Below are 17,637 nucleotides of genomic sequence, written 5' to 3'. Positions count from 1 at the left end.
TTTCTAGGCCAGTCCCAGCGAGCGCTTCAGGAAGTCCACCTGGAGCAGCAGCAGATTCTCCGCGACCCGCTCCTGCGGCGTCATGTGCGTCACGCCCGACAGCGGCAGCACCTCGTGCGGCCGGCCCGCGGCGAGGAGCGCCGACGACAGCCGCAGGCTGTGCGCCACGACCACGTTGTCGTCGGCCAGGCCGTGCACGATCATCAGCGGCCGGTGCTGGTCCGCCGCCTCGGCCAGACCGTCGTCGGTGACCAGCGAGTTCTTCGCGTACACCTCGGGCGACGCCTTCGGGTCGCCCAGGTAGCGCTCCGTGTAGTGCGTGTCGTAGAGCCGCCAGTCCGTGACCGGGGCGCCCGCGATGCCCGCGTGGAACACGTCGGGGCGGCGCAGGACCGCTAGCCCCGCGAGATAACCGCCGTACGACCAGCCCCGGATCGCCACCCGGTTCAGGTCGAGCGGGAAGACGTCGGCGAGCGCGTGCAGCGCCGTGACCTGGTCGTCGAGGGTGAGCGTGAGGTCCTCGTGGATCGCCTTCTCCCGGGCGGGGGAGTGGCCCGGGGTGCCGCGGCCGTCCGCGACGACCACCACGAAGCCCTGGTCCGCGAACCACTGCGACGTCAGATGCGGGTTGTGCGCGGCGACCACCCGCTGCCCGTGCGGGCCGCCGTACGGGTCGAGCAGCACCGGCAGCGGGCCGTCGCCCTGCCGGTACGCGGACGGAAGCAGGACGGCGCACGGGATTCCGGCCGCCTCAGTGAGGGTCAGGCGGGGGCTCAGCGATGGACGCTCGGCGTGCGAGGCGACCGTCGCGAGGTGCTTGCCGTCCCGCAGGACCCGCACCAGGGTGCCCGGCTCGTCGGTGCGCGTGGACGCCAGGACGGTCACGCCGCCCGCGCGCACCGCGGAGTGCACGCCCGGCTCGTCCGAGACGCGCTCCACACCCAGCTCGTTGACCCGGTACACGTGCACCTCGCCGGTCTCGCGGTCCACCGCCGCCGAGCCCGCCGACGCCGAGATCAGCACGTCGCTCTCCCCGACGTCCAGGACCGCCCGCACATGCAACTGCGGCCCCGTCAGCGGCCGTTCACCGACCGCGAGGACCCGCGCCCCGCCCTCGTCCGCGATCCGCACGAGCTGCCCGCTCGGCGACCACGACGGCACACCGGGGAACAGCTCCAGCCACTGCCCGTCCTCGTCGGCGTGCACCATCCGCGTCGAACCGTCGTCGACGTTCACCGCGAGGTACAGCTCGCTGAGCTGGTCACGCGCCTGCACGAGGATCAGCGGCGCCCCGTCCGCCGACCAGTGCACCCGCGCCAGATACGGGTACCTCGCCCGGTCCCACGTCACCTCGGTGCGCGCCCCGTCCAGACCCACGACGAAGAGCCGCACCTCCGCGTTGGGCGTGCCCGCCGCCGGGTACGCGGTGCGGGCGGGCTCGCGGTCCGGGTGGGCCGGATCCGCGATCCACCAGCGCCGCACGGGCGCGTCGTCCGCCCGGGCCACGAGCAGCCGGTCCGATTCGGGCGACCACCAGAAGCCCCGCGAGCGGTCCATCTCCTCGGCCGCGACGAACTCCGCGAGCCCGTACGTCACCGTCGACGCCTCGTCCCCGTCCGGCGCCGCGAGCGCCCGGTCGCCCTCGCCGTCCGCGCCGACGACACGCAGCGCGCCCCCGGACACGTACGCGACATGGCGGCCGTCCGGCGAGGGGCGCGGGTCGATCAGGGGGCCGGGAACCCGGAGTTCACGGGTCGTGCCCGCACGGAGCTCGGCGGTGAAGAGCCGCCCGGACAGCGCGAACGCGGCCAGCTCCACGGCCGCGTCCGTCGCGTAGCCGACGATGCCCGCGGCTCCCTCGCGGCTGCGCTCGCGCCGCGCGCGCTCCTCGTCCGACAGATCCTCCTCGGCGCCGCCCAGCAGCACCCGCGGATCGGCGGCGACCCGTTCCTCGCCGGACGCCACCTCCAGGACCCACAGCGCGTTCGCGCGATCGGTACCGGAACCGGACCGCAGGAAGACGACGCGCTCGCCGTCGGGCGCCACCGTGAACGCCCGTGGTGCGCCCAGCGTGAAGCGCTGGGTGCGGGCGTGCCGGCGCGGAAAGGAAACAGGCTCGGTGGTCATCCCCCGACCCTATGGGGCCGTGCCACCGTGCGCCCCCCTTGCTGCGATGCACCGACTCATGCGGCGCGTCGGATAGTTATGATCCATAGCGCCGCGTGGGTGGGAACCGGTCGGGTTACCGCGTGGCGTACGGCAGTTGGACTCGGATCAAGGGAGGTGGACCGCTGTGGCACTCTCGATTTCGGCAGTGGTGCTGTTCGCGATCATCGTCTTCATTCTGATCAAGAAGTCGGGTCTCAAGGCCGGACACGCGATCGTCTGCGTCCTGCTCGGGTTCTACCTCGCGAGCTCCTCCATCGCGCCCACCATCAGCGAGCTCACGACGAACGTCGCGGGCATGCTCGGCGGGATGAAGTTCTAGGGCGTGTCCGGCGGATCATGGCCGGGGCCGCGACTCCCCCAGCTACCGCTGGGAGGTGCCCCCATGCGCACGGCACCCCGCCGCGTTGCCGAAACGTCCGGACAGCTCCGCTGTCAGGACGCTCCGGCGCCTTGCGATGCACCGCACCAGTCGCCGCGACCTGTCCGACCCTGATCCGCCGGACACGCCCCAGCGGTCCGGGGCGGCCCGGCGGGACTTTCGAAACACGTCCTAGGCTGGGCGTATGACGGAACTGCCCGACCGGCGTCTGCTCCTCGTGCACGCGCACCCCGACGACGAGTCGATCAACAATGGTGCCACCATGGCCAGGTATGCGGCCGACGGAGCCCACGTCACCCTGGTGACCTGCACGCTCGGTGAGGAGGGCGAGGTCATCCCGGACCGGCTCGCGCACCTCGCCCCGGACCGCGAGGACATCCTCGGCCCGCACCGCATCGGCGAGCTCACCGCCGCCATGAAGGAGCTCGGGGTCACCGACCACCGCTTCCTCGGCGGCCCGGGGCGCTTCCGCGACTCCGGGATGATGGGCGCCGAGCAGAACAACCGGCCGGGCGCCTTCTGGTCCGCCGACCTCGACGAGGCCGCCGCGTACCTGGTCGAGGTCATCCGCGAGGTACGCCCCCAGGTCCTCGTCACCTATGACCCGGACGGCGGCTACGGCCACCCCGACCACATCAAGGCCCACCGCGTCGCCATGCGCGCGGCGGACCTCGCGGCCGAGCCGGCGTTCCGCCGCGACCTCGGCGACCCCCACACCGTCGCGAAGATCTACTGGAACCGGGTCCCCCGGTCCGTGGCCGAGGAGCGCTTCCGGTGGCTGGCCGGTGCCCTCGGCCCGACCCCGTACGCGGCCATGGCCTCGATCGGTGACGTGCCGGGCGTCGTCGACGACGCGCGCGTCACCGCCGAGATCGACGGCCGGGCGTTCGCCGCGGCCAAGACCGCCGCGATGGCCGCGCACGCGACCCAGGTGGAGATCGCGCCCGGCGGCGAACCCGTCTTCGTCCTGTCGAACGAACTCGCCCAGCCGGTCTTCGACGTGGAGTATTACGAGCTGGCGCGGGGCGAGGCCGCGACGCCGTACGAGACGGACCTGTTCGCGGGAGTGGTGGCGTGATGACGGGAGTGGTGGCGTGATGAGTGGCGCGGGCAAGTCGGGCAAGTCGGGCAACCCGGCGAGGTCGGGCCGAGCGGCGGCGTCGAGCGGCGCCGCGAAGCCCCCGGCCGCTCCTGTCCGGACGGCCGGGACGGGGCTCGGTGCCGGGCGTCTCGCCGCGTACCTCGGACTCCTCGTGCTCGGCGCCCTCGTCGGGGTGGCCGGGTCGCTCGTCCAAGGCGGCTGGTTTCCCGGCGGGTTGCTGCTCGCCCTGCTCGGCGCGGCCGGCGCGTTCCTCGGCGGGGCGCGCCTGACGGGCACCAGGGGAGGGGCCGTCGCGCCCGCCGCCGGCTGGTTCGTCGCGGTCATCCTGCTCACCTCGACCCGCCCCGAGGGCGACTTCGTCTTCGGTGCGGGCACCGGCTCGTACGTCTTCCTCCTCGGCGGAATGGCCGTCGCTGTGATCTGCGCCACCCTTGGCCTGCCGGGGCAACCACAGGGGCCCGCCGCCCGACTTGGGAAGTGACGTACCACTTGGGGCGTTCCCCGTGGATCATGGACGGGGTCACCGGCCCGTGTCCCGCACGGATTTCGTCGGCGGTCACCGGATGCGTTCCGGCCGCGGCCAGTATGGTGGTGCGCGCCGCCGAGCAGCCCGCGTGAGGTCGAGACGGGCGGCGGAGCCAACCGGGAGAACCTGCTTTGAGCCGTGAAACTGACAGTTCGTCCTCCGGGCCCCAGGGGCGCGGCGGTGCCGCCTACCCCTCGGGAACGCCTCCGTACGGCACCCCCGCGCAGGGCGACGGAACGCCCGGCGACGCCGGGCAGTCCGCCGACGGCCGCCCGGCCCCGGAGGAGCGCAAGACGGAGACCACGCTGACGACGCGGATCCGGATCAACATCCCCGGCTCGCGCCCCATCCCGCCCGTCGTGATGCGTACGCCCATGAGCGACGTGAACGCGGGACCCGGAGCCCGGGACGCCACCGCCCCGGCCGAGACGCCGCCCCCGCTGCCGGTGCGACCCACCGACCCGGCTTCCCGTACCGCTCCTTCGGGTGACGGCCGGAATGCCGCGCCGGCCGGCCAGGGCGGCGAGGAGAAGGCGAGCGACTGGTTCGCGCCGCGCAAGTCGGGACCGCCCCCGCGGGGTGCCTCGGCGAACGGCGCGGGCGCGTCCGCCACCGGCCCGGGTGCGGGCAACTCCGGTGCGGTGCCCGGCCCGTCGTCCGGCGCAGGCGGCTCAGGTGCCTTCGACGCGTCCGGCGCGGTCGAGGCCGGACCGCTCGGCGCCTCCGGGCAGAACCAGCCGCCCCGGCCGGGCAACTCCGGTGACCCGCACCGCGGCGACCTGCCCTACTTCTCCGGGAACGCCGACGGCACCGGCCCCGGCGTCCCCCCGCGCGGCCCGAACGGTCCGCACGGGCCCACCGGGCCGAACGGGCCGACCGGTCCGACGACGGGGCCCGCCGGCGGCGACAGCCCGATGACGCGTCCCCAGGGTCCCGCGGGTCCCGCCGCCCCCGGCGGTCACCGGCCGCCGCAGATGAGCGACGACACCGCGATCCTCACCCCGCAGAAGCCCGCGCCCGAACCGGGCTCCGGCAGCGGGTCGGGCCAGGTCTCCGGCGACACCCTGACCAGCGGCATCCCGGTCGTCCCGCCCGGCCTCGGCGGCCCGAACGCGCCGTTCGCCGCCGGACCGCGTGCGGACGGCGCGGGGCCGCACACCCCGCCGAAGCTGCCCGACCCGGTCGGCCAGGGCGCCCCGTCCGCCGGGCCCCGCAAGAAGAAGGGCCGCAGCAAGCTCGTCCTCCTGGGCGGTGGCGTCGTGGCCCTCGCCGGTGTCGCGTACGGCGCCGGTCTGCTGATGAACCACGCGGACGTGCCCAAGGGCACCACCGTGCTCGGCGTCGACATCGGCGGCGGCACGCGGGACGAGGCCACGGCCAAGCTGGACGCCGCGTTCGGCAAGCGCACCACCGAACCCCTCCAGCTGTCGGTCGACGGCAAGTCCGTGGCCCTCAAGCCGGACCAGGCGGGCCTCAGCCTGGACAGCACGGCGACCGTGGCCGCCGCCGCGGGCAGCGACTACAACCCGGTCTCCGTGATCGGCTCGCTGTTCGGCAACGAACGCGTCGTCGACCCGGTCATGCCCGTCGACGAGGAGAAGCTGCAGGCCGCCCTGGAACGGGCCGCGGGCGGCGCCTCGTCGGGCGACGGCACGATCAAGTTCGTGCCCGGCAAGGCCGTCGCCGTGTACGGCAGGACCGGCAAGGGCATCGACGTCGCCCGGTCCTCCTCGTCCGTCGAGGAGGCGTACCGCGCCCATGTCGAGACGGGCGTGTCCCGGCCTGTGCCGATGGCGACGACGACCCGCACGCCGACCGTCTCGAACGCAGAGGTCGACCGGATGATGAAGGAGTTCGCCGAGCCGGCAATGTCCGCGAACGTCATCATCAAGGCGGGCGGCAAGGAGATCCCGTTCGGCCCGGCCAAGTCGCTGCCGCAGATCCTCGGCGTCAAGGCGATCGACGGAAAGCTCGTCGACGTCTATGACCTGCCGGCGCTGAAGAAGCTGTACGGCAACACGTTCGACGGCGTCCTGATCACCCGTGCCAACGGCAAGAAGACGCCGGTGACGCCGGAGGACGTGGTCGGCGTGATGCGCATGGCACTGAAGGGCAAGACGCCCGCCGAGCGCATCGGGGTCATCCAGACCAACCCCAACTAGGCGGTACACACGGCACGGATCGGGCGGGTCCCCTCGGGGGGCCCGCCCGATCCGGCATCCGCGGACATGACATCTGTCATCCCGGACATGCGCCTGCCGACACTGCCGGGCCCCCGCCCCCGCCCGCCACGATGGGTGGCATGACAACGACGACAGCCAAGGCCACCGACGTGGTCAGCTTCGAGCGGGTGAGCAAGAGCTACGGGGACGTCAAGGCCGTGGACGGGCTCACCCTGGCCCTCCACCCGGGCGAGACCGTCGCCCTCCTCGGCCCCAACGGCGCGGGCAAGTCCACCACCCTCGACCTCCTCCTGGGCCTGCGCCCGGCGGACACCGGCACCGTCCGCGTCTTCGGCGCCGGCCCCCGCGACGCGATCGTCCAGGGCCGTGTCGGCGCCATGCTGCAGAGCGGCGGCCTGATGGACGAGGTCACCGTCGCCGAGCTGGTCGAGCTCGCCTGCGCCCTTCACCCGAAGCCGTACAGGGCGAACGACGTCCTGTCCCGGGCGGGCATCACGCAGATCGCCGACCGCAAGGTCAACAAGCTGTCCGGCGGCCAGGAGCAGCGCGTGCGCTTCGCCCTCGCCACCGCCGGCGCCAACGACCTCATCGTGCTCGACGAGCCGACCACCGGCATGGACGTCTCGGCCCGCCACGCGTTCTGGGCCACCATGCGCGAACAGGCCGACCAGGGCCGCACCGTCCTCTTCGCCACGCACTACCTCGAAGAGGCCGACGCGATCGCCGACCGCGTCCTCGTCCTGCACCGCGGCCGCCTCCTCGCCGACGGCACCGCCGCCGAGATCAAGGCGAAGGCGGGCGCCCGCAAGGTCGCCTTCGACCTGGACGGCGACATCGACGAACAGGCCCTGCGCGCGCTGCCGTTCCTCACCGCCGCCGACGTGTCCGGACGCACCGTCCGCCTCCAGTCGAGCGACGCCGACGCCACCGTGCACGCCCTGTACGGACTCGGCCTGTACCCCCGCAACCTGGAGGTCGCGGGCCTCGGCCTCGAGCAGGCCTTCGTAGCCATCACCACGGCCGAAGAGGCCAGGTCGGAGACCAGGACGTCATGAACAGCCTGATCAAGCTGGAGATCACCCGCGCCCTGCGCAACAAGAAGTTCCTGTTCTTCTCCGTCGTCTATCCGTCGGTCCTGTTCCTGCTCATCGCGGGCAGCTCCGACAGCTCGACGAAGGTCGCCGGCACCGGCCTGAACCTCGCCGCGTTCATGATGGTGTCCATGGCGTCCTTCGGCGCCCTGACCGCCGTCCTCATGGGCAACAGCGAACGCATCGCCAAGGAACGCGAGAGCGGCTGGGTGCGCCAGCTGCGCCTCACCACGCTCCCCGGGCGCGGCTACGTCCTCGCCAAGACCGCCAGTGCCGCCGTGGTCAGCCTGCCGTCCATCGTCGTGGTCTTCGTCGTCGCCGCGGTCACCAAGGGCGTACGCCTCGACGCCTGGCAGTGGCTCGCCCTCGTCGGCGCGATCTGGGCCGGCAGCCTCTGCTTCGCCGCGCTGGGCGTCGCCATCGGCTACCTCGCGACCGGCGACGCCGTCCGCCCGATCACGATGATCGTCTACTTCGGCCTGTCGATCCTGGGCGGCCTGTGGTTCCCCTCGGCCGGCTTCCCCGAGTGGCTGCGGAACATCGCCTCCTGGCTGCCCACCCACGCGTACGCTGCCCTCGGCCAGGCCATCGAGCTCGGCAACGCCCCGCACGCCAAGGACGTCGTCCTGATCGTCGCCTACTTCCTGGTCTTCGCGGGCGGCGCGGCCTGGCTGTACCGGAAGGACACCCTGAAGGCGTGAACGGCATGACGGCGCCGGCCGACGAGATCCGGCTCACCGGCATGGGGCAGTCGCCCCGCAACCGCCGCGAGGCCCTGCGCAAGCTGCTGTGGATCGGCATCTGGCTGGTCTTCATGGGCAACCCGATCGAGGACCTGCTCGACGGCGGGCACACGGCCTGGGCGACCGCCCTCGGCTGGCTGGGCCTGGTCTCCTTCGTCGGCGTCTACCTGGTCCTCGTCTTCCGCCATACGGCCCGCGCCATGCGCCTGGGACGGCTCGCCGCGATCCTCGGGGCGCTCGCCGCGGTCGCCCTCGTCATGTCCCTCACGCTCGGCGCCCCCTGGCTCGTCCTGTTCGTCTACGTCTCCGTGTCCTGCGGAGCCGTCCTGCCCATGCGGTACGCCCGCTGGTCGATCCTCGCGGTCACCGCCGGGATGGTCCTCCTGAGCGTCCCGCTCGGCCGCGGCGGGGACCTCGGCCTGGTGGTGCCCGCACTCCTCGGCGGCTTCGCGATGACGGGCGTACGGCAACTCGTGCGCACGACCGTCGAACTGCGCAGGGCACGCGCCACCGTCGCCCAGCTCGCGGCCAACGAGGAGCGGCTGCGCCTCGCCCGCGACCTGCACGACCTCCTCGGCCACTCCCTGTCCCTCATCACGCTCAAGAGCGAACTCGCCGGCCGCATGCTCCCCGGCGACCCCGAGAGGGCCGGCAAGGAGGTCGCCGACATCGAACAGGTCAGCCGCCAGGCACTCGTCGACGTCCGCGAGGCCGTCACGGGCTACCGGCGCCCGCGCCTCGCCGCCGAACTGGCCGGAGCGCGCGCCGCCCTGTCCGCCGCGGGCATCGAGGCCGACGTCCCCCCGGACGCCCCCGACGGCCTGCCCGCCGAACAGGAGGCCGCCCTCGCCTGGACCCTGCGCGAGGCCGTCACGAACGCCGTACGGCACAGCGGCGCCCGCCGCTGCACGGTGTCCGTCGAACGCCGCCAGACCCTGGACGGCCCCGTCGTGGAGCTGACCGTGGAGGACGACGGGTCCGGGGCCGCCGGCGGCACCGGTGCCCCCGGCAACGGCCTCACGGGCCTGCGCGAACGCATCGAGGGCGTCGGCGGCGACCTGACGGCGGCGCCCGCCCACGGCCGCGGGTTCCTGCTGGTGGCCCGCGTCCCGGTGGGCTCCGTAGGATCCGGCGCATGAGCGCTCAGATCAAGGTCCTGCTCGCGGAGGACCAGTCGATGGTGCGGGAGGCCCTCGCGGCGCTCCTCGGCCTCGAACCCGACATCGAGGTCGTCGCCCAGGTGGCGCGCGGTGACGAGGTCCTGGCGGCGGCCCGCGCGCACGGGCCCGACGTGGCGCTCCTGGACATCGAGATGCCCGGCATGACGGGCATCGAGGCCGCCGCCCAGCTCAGCGAGCACCTGCCCGCCCTCAAGGTCGTCGTCCTCACCACGTTCGGCCGCCCCGGCTATCTCCGTACGGCGATGGAGTCCGGCGCCCACGCGTTCCTCGTCAAGGACGCCCCCGCGGCCCAACTCGCCGAAGCCGTACGCAAGGTGCTCGCCGGGGAGCGGGTCATCGACCCCACGCTCGCGGCCGCCGCACTCGCCGAGGGAGCCAACCCGCTGACCGACCGCGAACGCGAGATCCTGCGCGCCGCCGCCGACGGCTCCACCAACGCCGAGCTGGCGGCGGCCCTGCACCTGTCCCAGGGCACGGTCCGCAACTACCTCTCGACGGCCATCCAGAAACTCGCCGTCCGCAACCGGGCAGAGGCGGTACGGATCGCGCGGGAGAAGGGCTGGCTGTAGCCCCACTTCCTCGACGCGCGGCTTTCCGAGGTCAGTTCTCCAAGGTCAGTTTTCCAAGGTCAGTTGAGCATGGCGCGAGCCGCCCGTGCCTGCCCGTGTATCCGCTCGGCGGCGCCCTCGTCGACCACGCCGACGAGTTCCGCGTACGCGTCCAGCTCCAGCGCGCCCGTGAGGAAGTCCCCGCTGTTGACCAGGAGTTGGGCCCGCTCGTAGCGCAGCCGGGCCGGGTGCGACGGCAGCAGCAGGGACAGGTCGACCGCCCACAGCGCCACGTCCGCCCGCTCGGGCCGCGTCGCCGCCCACGCCCGGATGTTGTTCAGGATCCGCAGCACGACGTCCAGCGGATCGGCCGGGCGCAGCATCGACTCGTCGAGGGGCGCCCCCGTCGCCCCGGCCACCAGGAGCTCCGCGTCCTCCCCGGTCAGCACCCGGCCCCCGTCGAACGGGTCGGCGAGCACCTGGTCCCGCGTCGGCCCGAAACCGACCACGAAGTGCCCCGGCAGCGCCACCCCGTACACCGGCGCCCCCGCCCGCCGCGCGACCTCTATCCACACCACCGACAGCAGGATCGGCAGCCCGCGCCCGCGGCGCACCACCTCATGCAGCAGCGACGACTCCAGGCGCTGGTAGTCACCCGCGGTGCCGTGGAACCCGCAGCGCGTGCCCAGCAGTTCCGCGAGCGCCGCCGCCCAGTCCCGCGGGCCGCCGGGCCGGAACGGCAGCCGCCCGGCGAGCCGGTCGAGATCCATCTGGACGGCGTCCATGCCCGCCTCGTCGAGCGAACTGTCCGCCACGGCGGCCACCAGCAGGCACAGCTGCGACAGATCGGGCCGCTCCGCCCGCGCCTCCTCGGCGAACCGCCGGCGCAGCCGCTCGGACCGGTGTGACATGTGGGGGGACATACGCGCCTCGTGCCCTCTCAAGGCGATCGACGGTGGCCGGAACCCGTTCTCCGGCTCACCGTTCCGGTTCACTTTCCGGTTCGCATTTCCGGGTTCACTTCCAGTCTGCCGCCGGATCCGGGGCACGGTAGTGGTGGTACGTGTGGTGGGCGGCGAAACCCAGCCGTTCGTAGAGCGCCCGCGCCCCGCCGTTGTCGTTCTCCACCTGCAGCCAGGCCGCCGACGCGCCCTCCTCCAGGGCGCGGCGCGCGAGCGCGGTCATCACGGCAGACGCGAGGCCCTGGCGCCGCAGCGTCGGATCCACCTCGACCGCCGCGAAGCCGGCCCACCGCCCGTCCACGACACACCGCCCGATCGCGGCCGGCACCCCGCCCTCGCCGGGCACCGTCGCGAACCACACCGAAGGCCCAGAGGTCAGCACCCGCAGCGCCGTCCCGCTCGCGCCCTTGCGCTGGTACCGGCCGAGCCACGCCTCGTCGGGCTCCCGCGACAGCGTGACGCGCCCGCCCGGGTCCTCGCCGTCCGCGACCGGGGCGAGCCCCCCGACCCACATCTCCGCGCTGACCTCACGCACCCAGCCCCGCGCCTCGAGTTCCGCGCACAGCAGCTCCTGCGTGCCCTCGGCGCCGGTCGCCGTCTGGATGTACGCGGGCAGCCCGCGCTCCCCGTACCAGGCACGGACGCGCGCGAGCGCCTCGTCGAGGGGGAGCCCCGGGTCACCGAGCGGCAGCACCGAGTTGGCCCGCCGCGTGAACCCGTCGGCGGCCCGCAGCTCCCAGTCCCCGAGCCGCTCGCTCTCCACCGGCCGCCAGGCCCGCGCGGCGACCCGCGCCAGCTCCTCGTACGAGGCGGCGGGCCCCCGGCGCCGGGCCGGAGCGGACGGCACGACCTTGCCCGCGACCAGCGAGGATTCCGGAATCTGGACCTCCGAGCCGTCCCGCCGTGTGATACGCAGCACACCTTCGTTCCACGATGTGAGAACCCCGACCGTGTCCGTGAACTTCGCACCCGGCGCGCCGCCTGCTGTCAGGCGCCGCACAGACACACGTTTTCCCACGTCAGCGGCCGTCAAGCGAAGCTCGAGCCGTCCGCCCGCAGTGAATTCCACAGCTCGGTCCACCCCTCCTGTTCGGATCATGCCCAAGAACGGAGATACTAGGTGCGGGCATCGACGACGCCGCGCTCCCGCGCGCCACGTGGACGGAGCCGCAGATCGGCCCGCCGCGCCCTATCGAGGAGGAACGACAGCGTGACCTACGTCATCGCGCAGCCTTGTGTCGACGTGAAGGACAAGGCGTGCATCGAGGAGTGCCCGGTCGACTGCATCTACGAGGGCTCCCGGTCCTTGTACATCCACCCGGACGAATGCGTCGACTGTGGAGCCTGTGAGCCGGTCTGCCCGGTCGAGGCGATCTTCTACGAGGACGACACTCCCGAAGAGTGGAAGGACTACTACAAGGCGAACGTCGAGTTCTTCGACGAGCTCGGTTCGCCCGGCGGCGCAAGCAAGCTCGGCCTGATCGAGCGTGACCACCCCTTCATCGCCGCGCTTTCGCCGCAGAACCAGTAAGCGGGCAAGCACATCGCGCCGCCTCGGTCCCGTACGGCACACCCGCCGTACGGGACCGAGGCGTTGGCCCGGGTACGCATGCACGTACGAGAGAAGTGAGTCAGGTGTCCGCAGTCTCCGACCGCCTCCCCACGTTCCCCTGGGACAAGCTCGAGCCGTACAAGAAGACGGCCGCCGCCCATGAGGGAGGCATCGTCGACCTGTCCGTCGGCACGCCGGTCGACCCGGTGCCCGAGCTGATCCAGAAAGCGCTGATCGCGGCCGCGGACTCGCCGGGCTATCCCGCGGTGTGGGGCACGCCGGAGCTGCGGGACGCCCTCGTGGGCTGGAGCGAGCGGCGCCTCGGCGCACGCGGCTTCACCCACCACAACGTCCTGCCGATCGTCGGCTCCAAGGAACTCGTGGCCTGGCTCCCGACTCAGCTGGGCCTCGGCCCCGGTGACAAGGTCGCCTACCCGCGCCTCGCCTACCCGACGTACGAGGTCGGCGCCCGCCTGGCCCGCGCGGACCACATCGCGTACAACGACCCTACGGAGCTCGACCCGGCGGGGATCAAGCTCCTGTGGCTCAACTCGCCCTCGAACCCGACCGGCCGCGTCCTGTCCAAGGACGAGCTGACCCGGATCGTCGCCTGGGCGCGCGAGCACGGCATCCTCGTCTTCTCCGACGAGTGCTACATCGAGCTCGGCTGGGAGGCCGACCCGGTATCCGTCCTGCACCCGGACGTCTGCGGCGGCTCGTACGAGGGGATCGTGTCGGTCCACTCGCTCTCCAAGCGGTCGAACCTCGCGGGCTACCGGGCCGCCTTCCTGGCCGGTGACGCCGCCGTCCTCGGCGAGCTGCTCCAGATCCGCAAGCACGGCGGCATGATGACGTCCGCCCCGACGCAGGCGGCCGTCGTCGCGGCGCTCGGCGACGACCAGCACGTACAGGAGCAGCGCGGGCGCTACGCCGCCCGCCGCACGGCCCTGCGCGACGCCCTGGTCAAGCACGGCTTCCGCATCGAGCACAGCGAGGCGAGCCTCTACCTGTGGGCGACGCGCGACGAGTCCTGCTGGGACACCGTGGCGCATCTGGCCGAGCTGGGGATCCTGGTGGCCCCCGGCGACTTCTACGGTCCGGCCGGCGACCGCTTCGTCCGCGTGGCCCTGACGGCGAGCGACGAGCGCGTGGCCGCCGCGGTGGAGCGGCTGAGCTAGCGCGTCCCCGCGTCCCCGCGTCCGCGCGTACAGCGAAGGGGGCGGGGAGCCTGTCGGTCCGACAGGCTCCCCGCCCCTTTTCTCACCTACGGCCGGGTGCTGGTCAGCCGAGCGGCAGGCCCTGCGTGGGCAGCTGGCCGGTGGCGGGAAGCGCGCCGGTCGGCAGGCCGCCCTTGGTCAGCGTGTCGGTGGGGAGGCCGCCGCCGGTGGCCGTGCCCGCCGTCTGGCCGACCACGTCACCGGCGCTGCCCGCGACGTCACCGGCCGCCTTCTGCGCGGCCGGGGTGGCCTTCTTGGCGCTCTTGCCCACGGCCTTGCCGGCGGTCGGCACAGCCTTCTTCACGGCCTTGCTGCCCGCTTCGCCCGCGAGTCCGCTCACGTTCCGGGCCGCGCCGTCGACGGTGTTGCCGAGGTGCGCGCCGTCGAGCGCGGTGAGGCCGCCCAGGTTCGGGGTGGCGGCCGGGAGGTCTACGGCGCTCGCGGATCCGGCCGCTCCGACCACGGGAGCCGCTCCCGCTGCGATCAGCAGCGCGGCACGGGCGATCCGGCGGGTCAGGGGGAGGGACATGGATGCTCCTTAGACGGAAGTCAACGGTGATGTCCGGGGCCGGGTGCCCGGCCCTCGGACGCAGTGACTACCGCTCGAAGCTCGCGAAGGTTTCGCTCACGCAACGTAAAGAGTTGGCAATGCGTCGCATTATCATCTGCGGCGAAAAACGGGCAAACGCCACACGCTCGGCGGTGCCGTAAAACGCGTACGCCCCTTTGCGCACAAGGGAATTCCCGCATATGCCGTAGTCCTGCGAAGAGCCGTGCGGTCCGTCGCCCCCGCGTGACGGCTGTGACCCGATCGAGCTATCAACCGCACTACTGCGCGGTCACGATCCGGACCTCGCCGACGCCCTTTTCGTCCCGCGCTGAGGTCTTCCCTGCCGAATCCTTCCCCGCCGAGGCCTTATGTGCCGACGCGCTCCACCGGCCCCCGGCGTCGCCCGCCGTCCACACGCGGCCCGCGTACGACACCCGCTCGATGTGCAGCGCCGACGAGTTGGCCACCGCCCAGTGCGCCAGCTCCCAGCCGCGCTGCCGCTCGCCGCCCTCGGCCGAGTCCATCGTGGCCGGCACCGGGACGCTCACCTCGCGCGGCCCGCGGCCCGCGACCGGCGCCACCCCGGGCCCGAAGTCCCGCACCAGCGCCGCCCGCACCTTCGCCGGATCGCCCGGCTTCCTGCCCTCCGTACCGCTCGGCCGCCCCTCACAGGTCAGCGAGGCACCCGACCGCCCGGTCAGGGCCGCGGCGAGCAGCGTGGCGTCCGGCTCGTGCTTCGCGTACGCCTGCGGATAGCCGCTGCGCTGCACCCGCTGCGCCGCCACCGTCAGGGGCAGCCGCGAATAGCCCGGGATCCGGTCCAGATGCGCGTAGAACCGCCCCGCGGCGTACACCGGGTCCATGATCTGCGCCTGCGTGCCCCAGCCCTCCGACGGGCGCTGCTGGAACAGGCCGAGCGAGTCGCGGTCGCCGTGGTGGATGTTCCGCAGCCCCGACTCCTGGAGCGCGGTCGCGAGCGCGATCGTGACGGCCCGCTCGGGCATGCCGCGCGAGGTGCCGACGGCGGAGATCGTCGCCGCGTTCACCGCCTGCTCGGCCGTGAACCGGTAGGACGCCCCGTCGCCGTTCCCCGACACCACCGCGCAGCGCGGGGCCGGTCTGCCGCCCGAGACGTACTGCACCACCAGATACGAGGCGACAGCGAGCAGCACCACGACGGCCCCCCCGATACGGAGGAGACGGCCGCGCCGGACGAGGGTGGGGGGCTCAGGCACGCGTAACAAGGTACTGGAGGCCGCAGACAGGACCCGCGGCCACCGGGCATTAGGGTCGACGCCATGGACCTCACCGCCCTTGACCTCACCCAGGACGCCGCTCTGCTCACCGCCCAGCTGGTCGACTTCCCGTCGCCGAGCGGGCAGGAGAAGGCCCTCGCGGACGCCGTCGAGAGCGCCCTGCGCGCCCTGCCGCACCTCACGGTCGACCGGTACGGCAACAACGTCGTGGCCCGCACGAACCTGGGCCGCGCGGAGCGGGTCATCCTCGCCGGGCACATCGACACGGTGCCGATCGCCGACAACGTGCCGTCGCGGCTCGACGAGAACGGCCTCCTGTGGGGCTGCGGCAGCAGCGACATGAAGTCGGGCGTCGCGGTCCAGCTGCGCATCGCACAGACCGTCACGGAGCCCAACCGCGATCTCACCTTCGTCTTCTACGACAACGAAGAGGTCGCCGCACACCTCAACGGCCTGGGACATGTGGCCGAGGCCCACCCCGACTGGCTGGAGGGCGACTTCGCCATCCTCCTGGAGGGCACCGACGGCGAGGTCGAGGGCGGCTGCCAGGGCACCCTGCGCGTCATCCTGACCACCAAGGGTGAGCGGGCGCACTCCGCGCGCGCGTGGATGGGCTCCAACGCGATCCACAAGGCCGCCCCGATCCTCGAACGCCTCGCCGCGTACGAGCCCCGCAAGCCCCTCGTCGACGGGCTTCAGTTCCACGAGGGACTCAACGCCGTACGCGTCGAGGGCGGCGTCGCCAACAACGTCATCCCCGACACCTGCTCGGTCACCGTCAACTTCCGCTACGCGCCCGACCGCAGCGAGCAGGAGGCCGAGGACTTCGTCCGGGACTTCTTCGCCGGCTGCGACATCGACGAGTACGTGGTCGACGACCACACCGGCAGCGCCCGCCCCGGCCTCGACCACCCGGCCGCCGCGGCCTTCATGGCGGCCGTCGGCGGCCAGGCGCGACCCAAGTTCGGCTGGACGGACGTCTCCCGGTTCAGCGCGCTCGGCGTGCCCGCCGTGAACTACGGACCCGGCGACCCGCTCTTCGCCCACAAGGTCGACGAGCGGGTGGACACGGCCAAGATCCTCGCCGCGGAGGAGCGCCTGCGCGCCTGGCTCACGGCCTGACACTCCGAGGTCCCCCGCGCGTAACCCGCGTAGACCTACCCTTGCTCCACGTACGCAGTGGAGGGAGCAGCGAATGAGCAACCCCGAGGGCAGGAAGGGTTTCGAGGAGCAGCGGCTCGGCCCGGTGGTCCGCCGTCGCGGACAGGTCCAGCCCGGCACCACCGACCAGCGCCTCCTCGACTCCGAAGGTCCCTCCGAGTGGGTCCACACCGATCCCTGGCGGGTCCTGCGCATCCAGTCGGAGTTCATCGAGGGTTTCGGCACGCTCGCCGAACTTCCGCCCGCGATCAGCGTCTTCGGCTCGGCCCGCACGCATCCGGACTCGCCGGAGTACGCGGCGGGAGTCGCCATCGGCCGGGCGCTCGTCGAGGCCGGGTTCGCCGTCATCACGGGCGGCGGGCCCGGCGCGATGCAGGCCGCCAACCAGGGCGCCGTCGAGGCGAAGGGCATCTCCGTCGGCCTCGGCATCGAGCTGCCCTTCGAACAGGGGCTCAACCAGTACGTCGACCTCGGCCTGAACTTCCGCTACTTCTTCGTCCGCAAGACGATGTTCGTGAAGTACGCGCAGGGCTTCGTGGTCCTGCCGGGCGGCCTCGGAACGCTGGACGAGCTCTTCGAGGCGCTCACCCTCGTCCAGACCACCAAGGTCACCCGCTTCCCGATCGTCCTGTTCGGAACGCAGTACTGGAGCGGCCTGGTCGACTGGCTGGAGAACACGGTCATCGCCCAGGGCAAGGCCTCCCCGGCCGACCTGCTCCTCTTCCACGTCACGGACGACGTGGAAGAGGCGATCGCCCTGGTGACCAAGGAGGTCGGCAAGTAGGACCCTGAGGCCAGGCCCCTACGAGAGCGCCCTCGGCGGGTGACCGCCGAGGGCCGGTGCCGGCGAGGGTGGCAACCATGCCTGGCTTCGGGAGCGGCTGCGTCGACCTCCGGCCTCGGGTGGGTGCGGGCGTTAGGCCAGTCCGCGGCGGGCGACCGCGGGTGGCCGGTGGCCGACGATGGTGGCCACCATGTCGAGCACCTGCCGCGGCCCCTTCTTCGGGCCGCCCTGGC

17 protein-coding genes are annotated in these 17,637 nt (G+C 72.8%); 12 read left to right on the top strand and 5 right to left on the bottom strand.

Going from position 1 to position 17,637, the window contains the following annotated elements; all coding sequences use genetic code 11:
• Positions 1-3: 3 nt before the first annotated feature.
• Complete coding sequence (locus EOT10_RS28995; RefSeq protein ID WP_127831314.1) at positions 4-2,127, bottom strand: S9 family peptidase; 2,124 nt, start codon at positions 2,125-2,127, stop codon at positions 4-6.
• A 166-nt stretch (positions 2,128-2,293) separates the two neighbouring features.
• Here EOT10_RS28995 and EOT10_RS28990 point away from each other — a divergent pair, with 166 nt between their 5' ends.
• The 8 genes from EOT10_RS28990 (at position 2,294) to EOT10_RS28945 (ending at position 9,943) form a co-directional block, all read left to right on the top strand.
• Positions 2,294-2,488 carry a hypothetical protein gene (locus EOT10_RS28990; protein WP_127831313.1) on the top strand — a complete coding sequence of 65 codons (195 nt, stop codon included), beginning with the start codon at positions 2,294-2,296 and terminating at the stop codon, positions 2,486-2,488.
• 244 nt (positions 2,489-2,732) lie between these two features.
• Positions 2,733-3,626, top strand: a complete 894-nt coding sequence (gene mshB, locus EOT10_RS28980; RefSeq protein WP_127831312.1) for an N-acetyl-1-D-myo-inositol-2-amino-2-deoxy-alpha-D-glucopyranoside deacetylase — start codon at positions 2,733-2,735, stop codon at positions 3,624-3,626.
• A 19-nt stretch (positions 3,627-3,645) separates the two neighbouring features.
• Positions 3,646-4,131 (top strand): DUF6113 family protein, encoded by a 486-nt coding sequence (locus EOT10_RS28975; protein WP_189492207.1) that lies wholly within the window; start codon positions 3,646-3,648, stop codon positions 4,129-4,131.
• Between the two features lie 176 nt (positions 4,132-4,307).
• The gene (locus EOT10_RS28965; protein WP_189492204.1) at positions 4,308-6,338 is read left to right on the top strand and encodes a hypothetical protein; all 2,031 of its coding nucleotides are present in this window, start codon (positions 4,308-4,310) and stop codon (positions 6,336-6,338) included.
• A 131-nt stretch (positions 6,339-6,469) separates the two neighbouring features.
• Positions 6,470-7,414, top strand: a complete 945-nt coding sequence (locus tag EOT10_RS28960; protein WP_127831309.1) for an ABC transporter ATP-binding protein — start codon at positions 6,470-6,472, stop codon at positions 7,412-7,414.
• Positions 7,411-8,151, top strand: a complete 741-nt coding sequence (locus EOT10_RS28955) for an ABC transporter permease (RefSeq protein WP_127831308.1) — start codon at positions 7,411-7,413, stop codon at positions 8,149-8,151. The genes EOT10_RS28960 and EOT10_RS28955 overlap by 4 nt, the downstream gene beginning before the upstream one ends.
• 5 nt (positions 8,152-8,156) lie before the next feature.
• Positions 8,157-9,332, top strand: a complete 1,176-nt coding sequence (locus EOT10_RS28950) for a sensor histidine kinase (protein ID WP_127831433.1) — start codon at positions 8,157-8,159, stop codon at positions 9,330-9,332.
• A complete protein-coding gene (locus EOT10_RS28945; RefSeq protein ID WP_127831307.1) occupies positions 9,329-9,943 on the top strand; it encodes a response regulator transcription factor in 615 nt (204 codons plus the stop codon). Before EOT10_RS28950 ends, EOT10_RS28945 begins: the two co-directional genes overlap by 4 nt.
• A 59-nt stretch (positions 9,944-10,002) precedes the next feature.
• Here EOT10_RS28945 and EOT10_RS28940 read toward each other — a convergent pair whose 3' ends face one another.
• Positions 10,003-10,833: a transglutaminase family protein gene (locus tag EOT10_RS28940; RefSeq protein WP_223281277.1), complete on the bottom strand. Its 831-nt coding sequence runs from the start codon at positions 10,831-10,833 to the stop codon at positions 10,003-10,005.
• A 106-nt stretch (positions 10,834-10,939) separates the two neighbouring features.
• A complete protein-coding gene (locus EOT10_RS28935) occupies positions 10,940-11,953 on the bottom strand; it encodes a GNAT family N-acetyltransferase (RefSeq protein WP_127831305.1) in 1,014 nt (337 codons plus the stop codon).
• A gap of 141 nt (positions 11,954-12,094) precedes the next feature.
• Here EOT10_RS28935 and fdxA point away from each other — a divergent pair, with 141 nt between their 5' ends.
• Entirely contained in the window at positions 12,095-12,415 is a 321-nt protein-coding gene (gene fdxA, locus EOT10_RS28930) for a ferredoxin (RefSeq protein WP_127831304.1), read from the top strand.
• A gap of 104 nt (positions 12,416-12,519) precedes the next feature.
• Positions 12,520-13,614 (top strand): bifunctional succinyldiaminopimelate transaminase/glutamate-prephenate aminotransferase, encoded by a 1,095-nt coding sequence (locus tag EOT10_RS28925; protein WP_127831303.1) that lies wholly within the window; start codon positions 12,520-12,522, stop codon positions 13,612-13,614.
• Between the two features lie 103 nt (positions 13,615-13,717).
• On the opposite strand, the gene EOT10_RS28920 is transcribed toward EOT10_RS28925, so the two are convergent.
• Both EOT10_RS28920 and EOT10_RS28915 read right to left on the bottom strand, forming a co-directional pair.
• The gene (locus tag EOT10_RS28920) at positions 13,718-14,182 is read right to left on the bottom strand and encodes an ATP-binding protein (protein WP_127831302.1); all 465 of its coding nucleotides are present in this window, start codon (positions 14,180-14,182) and stop codon (positions 13,718-13,720) included.
• A gap of 299 nt (positions 14,183-14,481) precedes the next feature.
• The gene (locus EOT10_RS28915; protein ID WP_189492198.1) at positions 14,482-15,438 is read right to left on the bottom strand and encodes a VldE C-terminal domain-containing protein; all 957 of its coding nucleotides are present in this window, start codon (positions 15,436-15,438) and stop codon (positions 14,482-14,484) included.
• Positions 15,439-15,501: 63 nt separating this feature from the next.
• Here EOT10_RS28915 and dapE point away from each other — a divergent pair, with 63 nt between their 5' ends.
• Both dapE and EOT10_RS28905 read left to right on the top strand, forming a co-directional pair.
• Positions 15,502-16,581 carry a succinyl-diaminopimelate desuccinylase gene (dapE, locus tag EOT10_RS28910; RefSeq protein ID WP_127831301.1) on the top strand — a complete coding sequence of 360 codons (1,080 nt, stop codon included), beginning with the start codon at positions 15,502-15,504 and terminating at the stop codon, positions 16,579-16,581.
• A 73-nt stretch (positions 16,582-16,654) separates the two neighbouring features.
• A complete protein-coding gene (locus EOT10_RS28905; protein ID WP_127831300.1) occupies positions 16,655-17,404 on the top strand; it encodes an LOG family protein in 750 nt (249 codons plus the stop codon).
• Positions 17,405-17,637: the final 233 nt, after the last annotated feature.

Origin of the sequence: Streptomyces antnestii, from assembly GCF_004005495.1 — a bacterium.
GTDB classification, from domain to species: domain Bacteria; phylum Actinomycetota; class Actinomycetes; order Streptomycetales; family Streptomycetaceae; genus Streptomyces; species Streptomyces antnestii.
The sequence above is the reverse complement of the archived record's forward strand: the minus strand, read 5'-3'. Positions and strand labels throughout refer to the sequence as shown.

Bases quoted from the DNA above. Each gene is read 5' to 3' on its own strand.
- EOT10_RS28945 (WP_127831307.1), top strand. From the start codon at position 9,329: ATGAGCGCTCAGATCAAGGTCCTGCTCGCGGAGGACCAGTCGATGGTG.
- EOT10_RS28950 (WP_127831433.1), top strand. From the start codon at position 8,157: ATGACGGCGCCGGCCGACGAGATCCGGCTCACCGGCATGGGGCAGTCG.
- EOT10_RS28975 (WP_189492207.1), top strand. From the start codon at position 3,646: ATGAGTGGCGCGGGCAAGTCGGGCAAGTCGGGCAACCCGGCGAGGTCG.
- EOT10_RS28960 (WP_127831309.1), top strand. From the start codon at position 6,470: ATGGGTGGCATGACAACGACGACAGCCAAGGCCACCGACGTGGTCAGC.
- EOT10_RS28905 (WP_127831300.1), top strand. From the start codon at position 16,655: ATGAGCAACCCCGAGGGCAGGAAGGGTTTCGAGGAGCAGCGGCTCGGC.
- EOT10_RS28995 (WP_127831314.1), bottom strand. From the start codon at position 2,127: ATGACCACCGAGCCTGTTTCCTTTCCGCGCCGGCACGCCCGCACCCAG.
- mshB (WP_127831312.1), top strand. From the start codon at position 2,733: ATGACGGAACTGCCCGACCGGCGTCTGCTCCTCGTGCACGCGCACCCC.
- EOT10_RS28955 (WP_127831308.1), top strand. From the start codon at position 7,411: ATGAACAGCCTGATCAAGCTGGAGATCACCCGCGCCCTGCGCAACAAG.
- EOT10_RS28920 (WP_127831302.1), bottom strand. From the start codon at position 14,182: ATGTCCCTCCCCCTGACCCGCCGGATCGCCCGTGCCGCGCTGCTGATC.
- dapE (WP_127831301.1), top strand. From the start codon at position 15,502: ATGGACCTCACCGCCCTTGACCTCACCCAGGACGCCGCTCTGCTCACC.
- EOT10_RS28940 (WP_223281277.1), bottom strand. From the start codon at position 10,833: ATGTCACACCGGTCCGAGCGGCTGCGCCGGCGGTTCGCCGAGGAGGCG.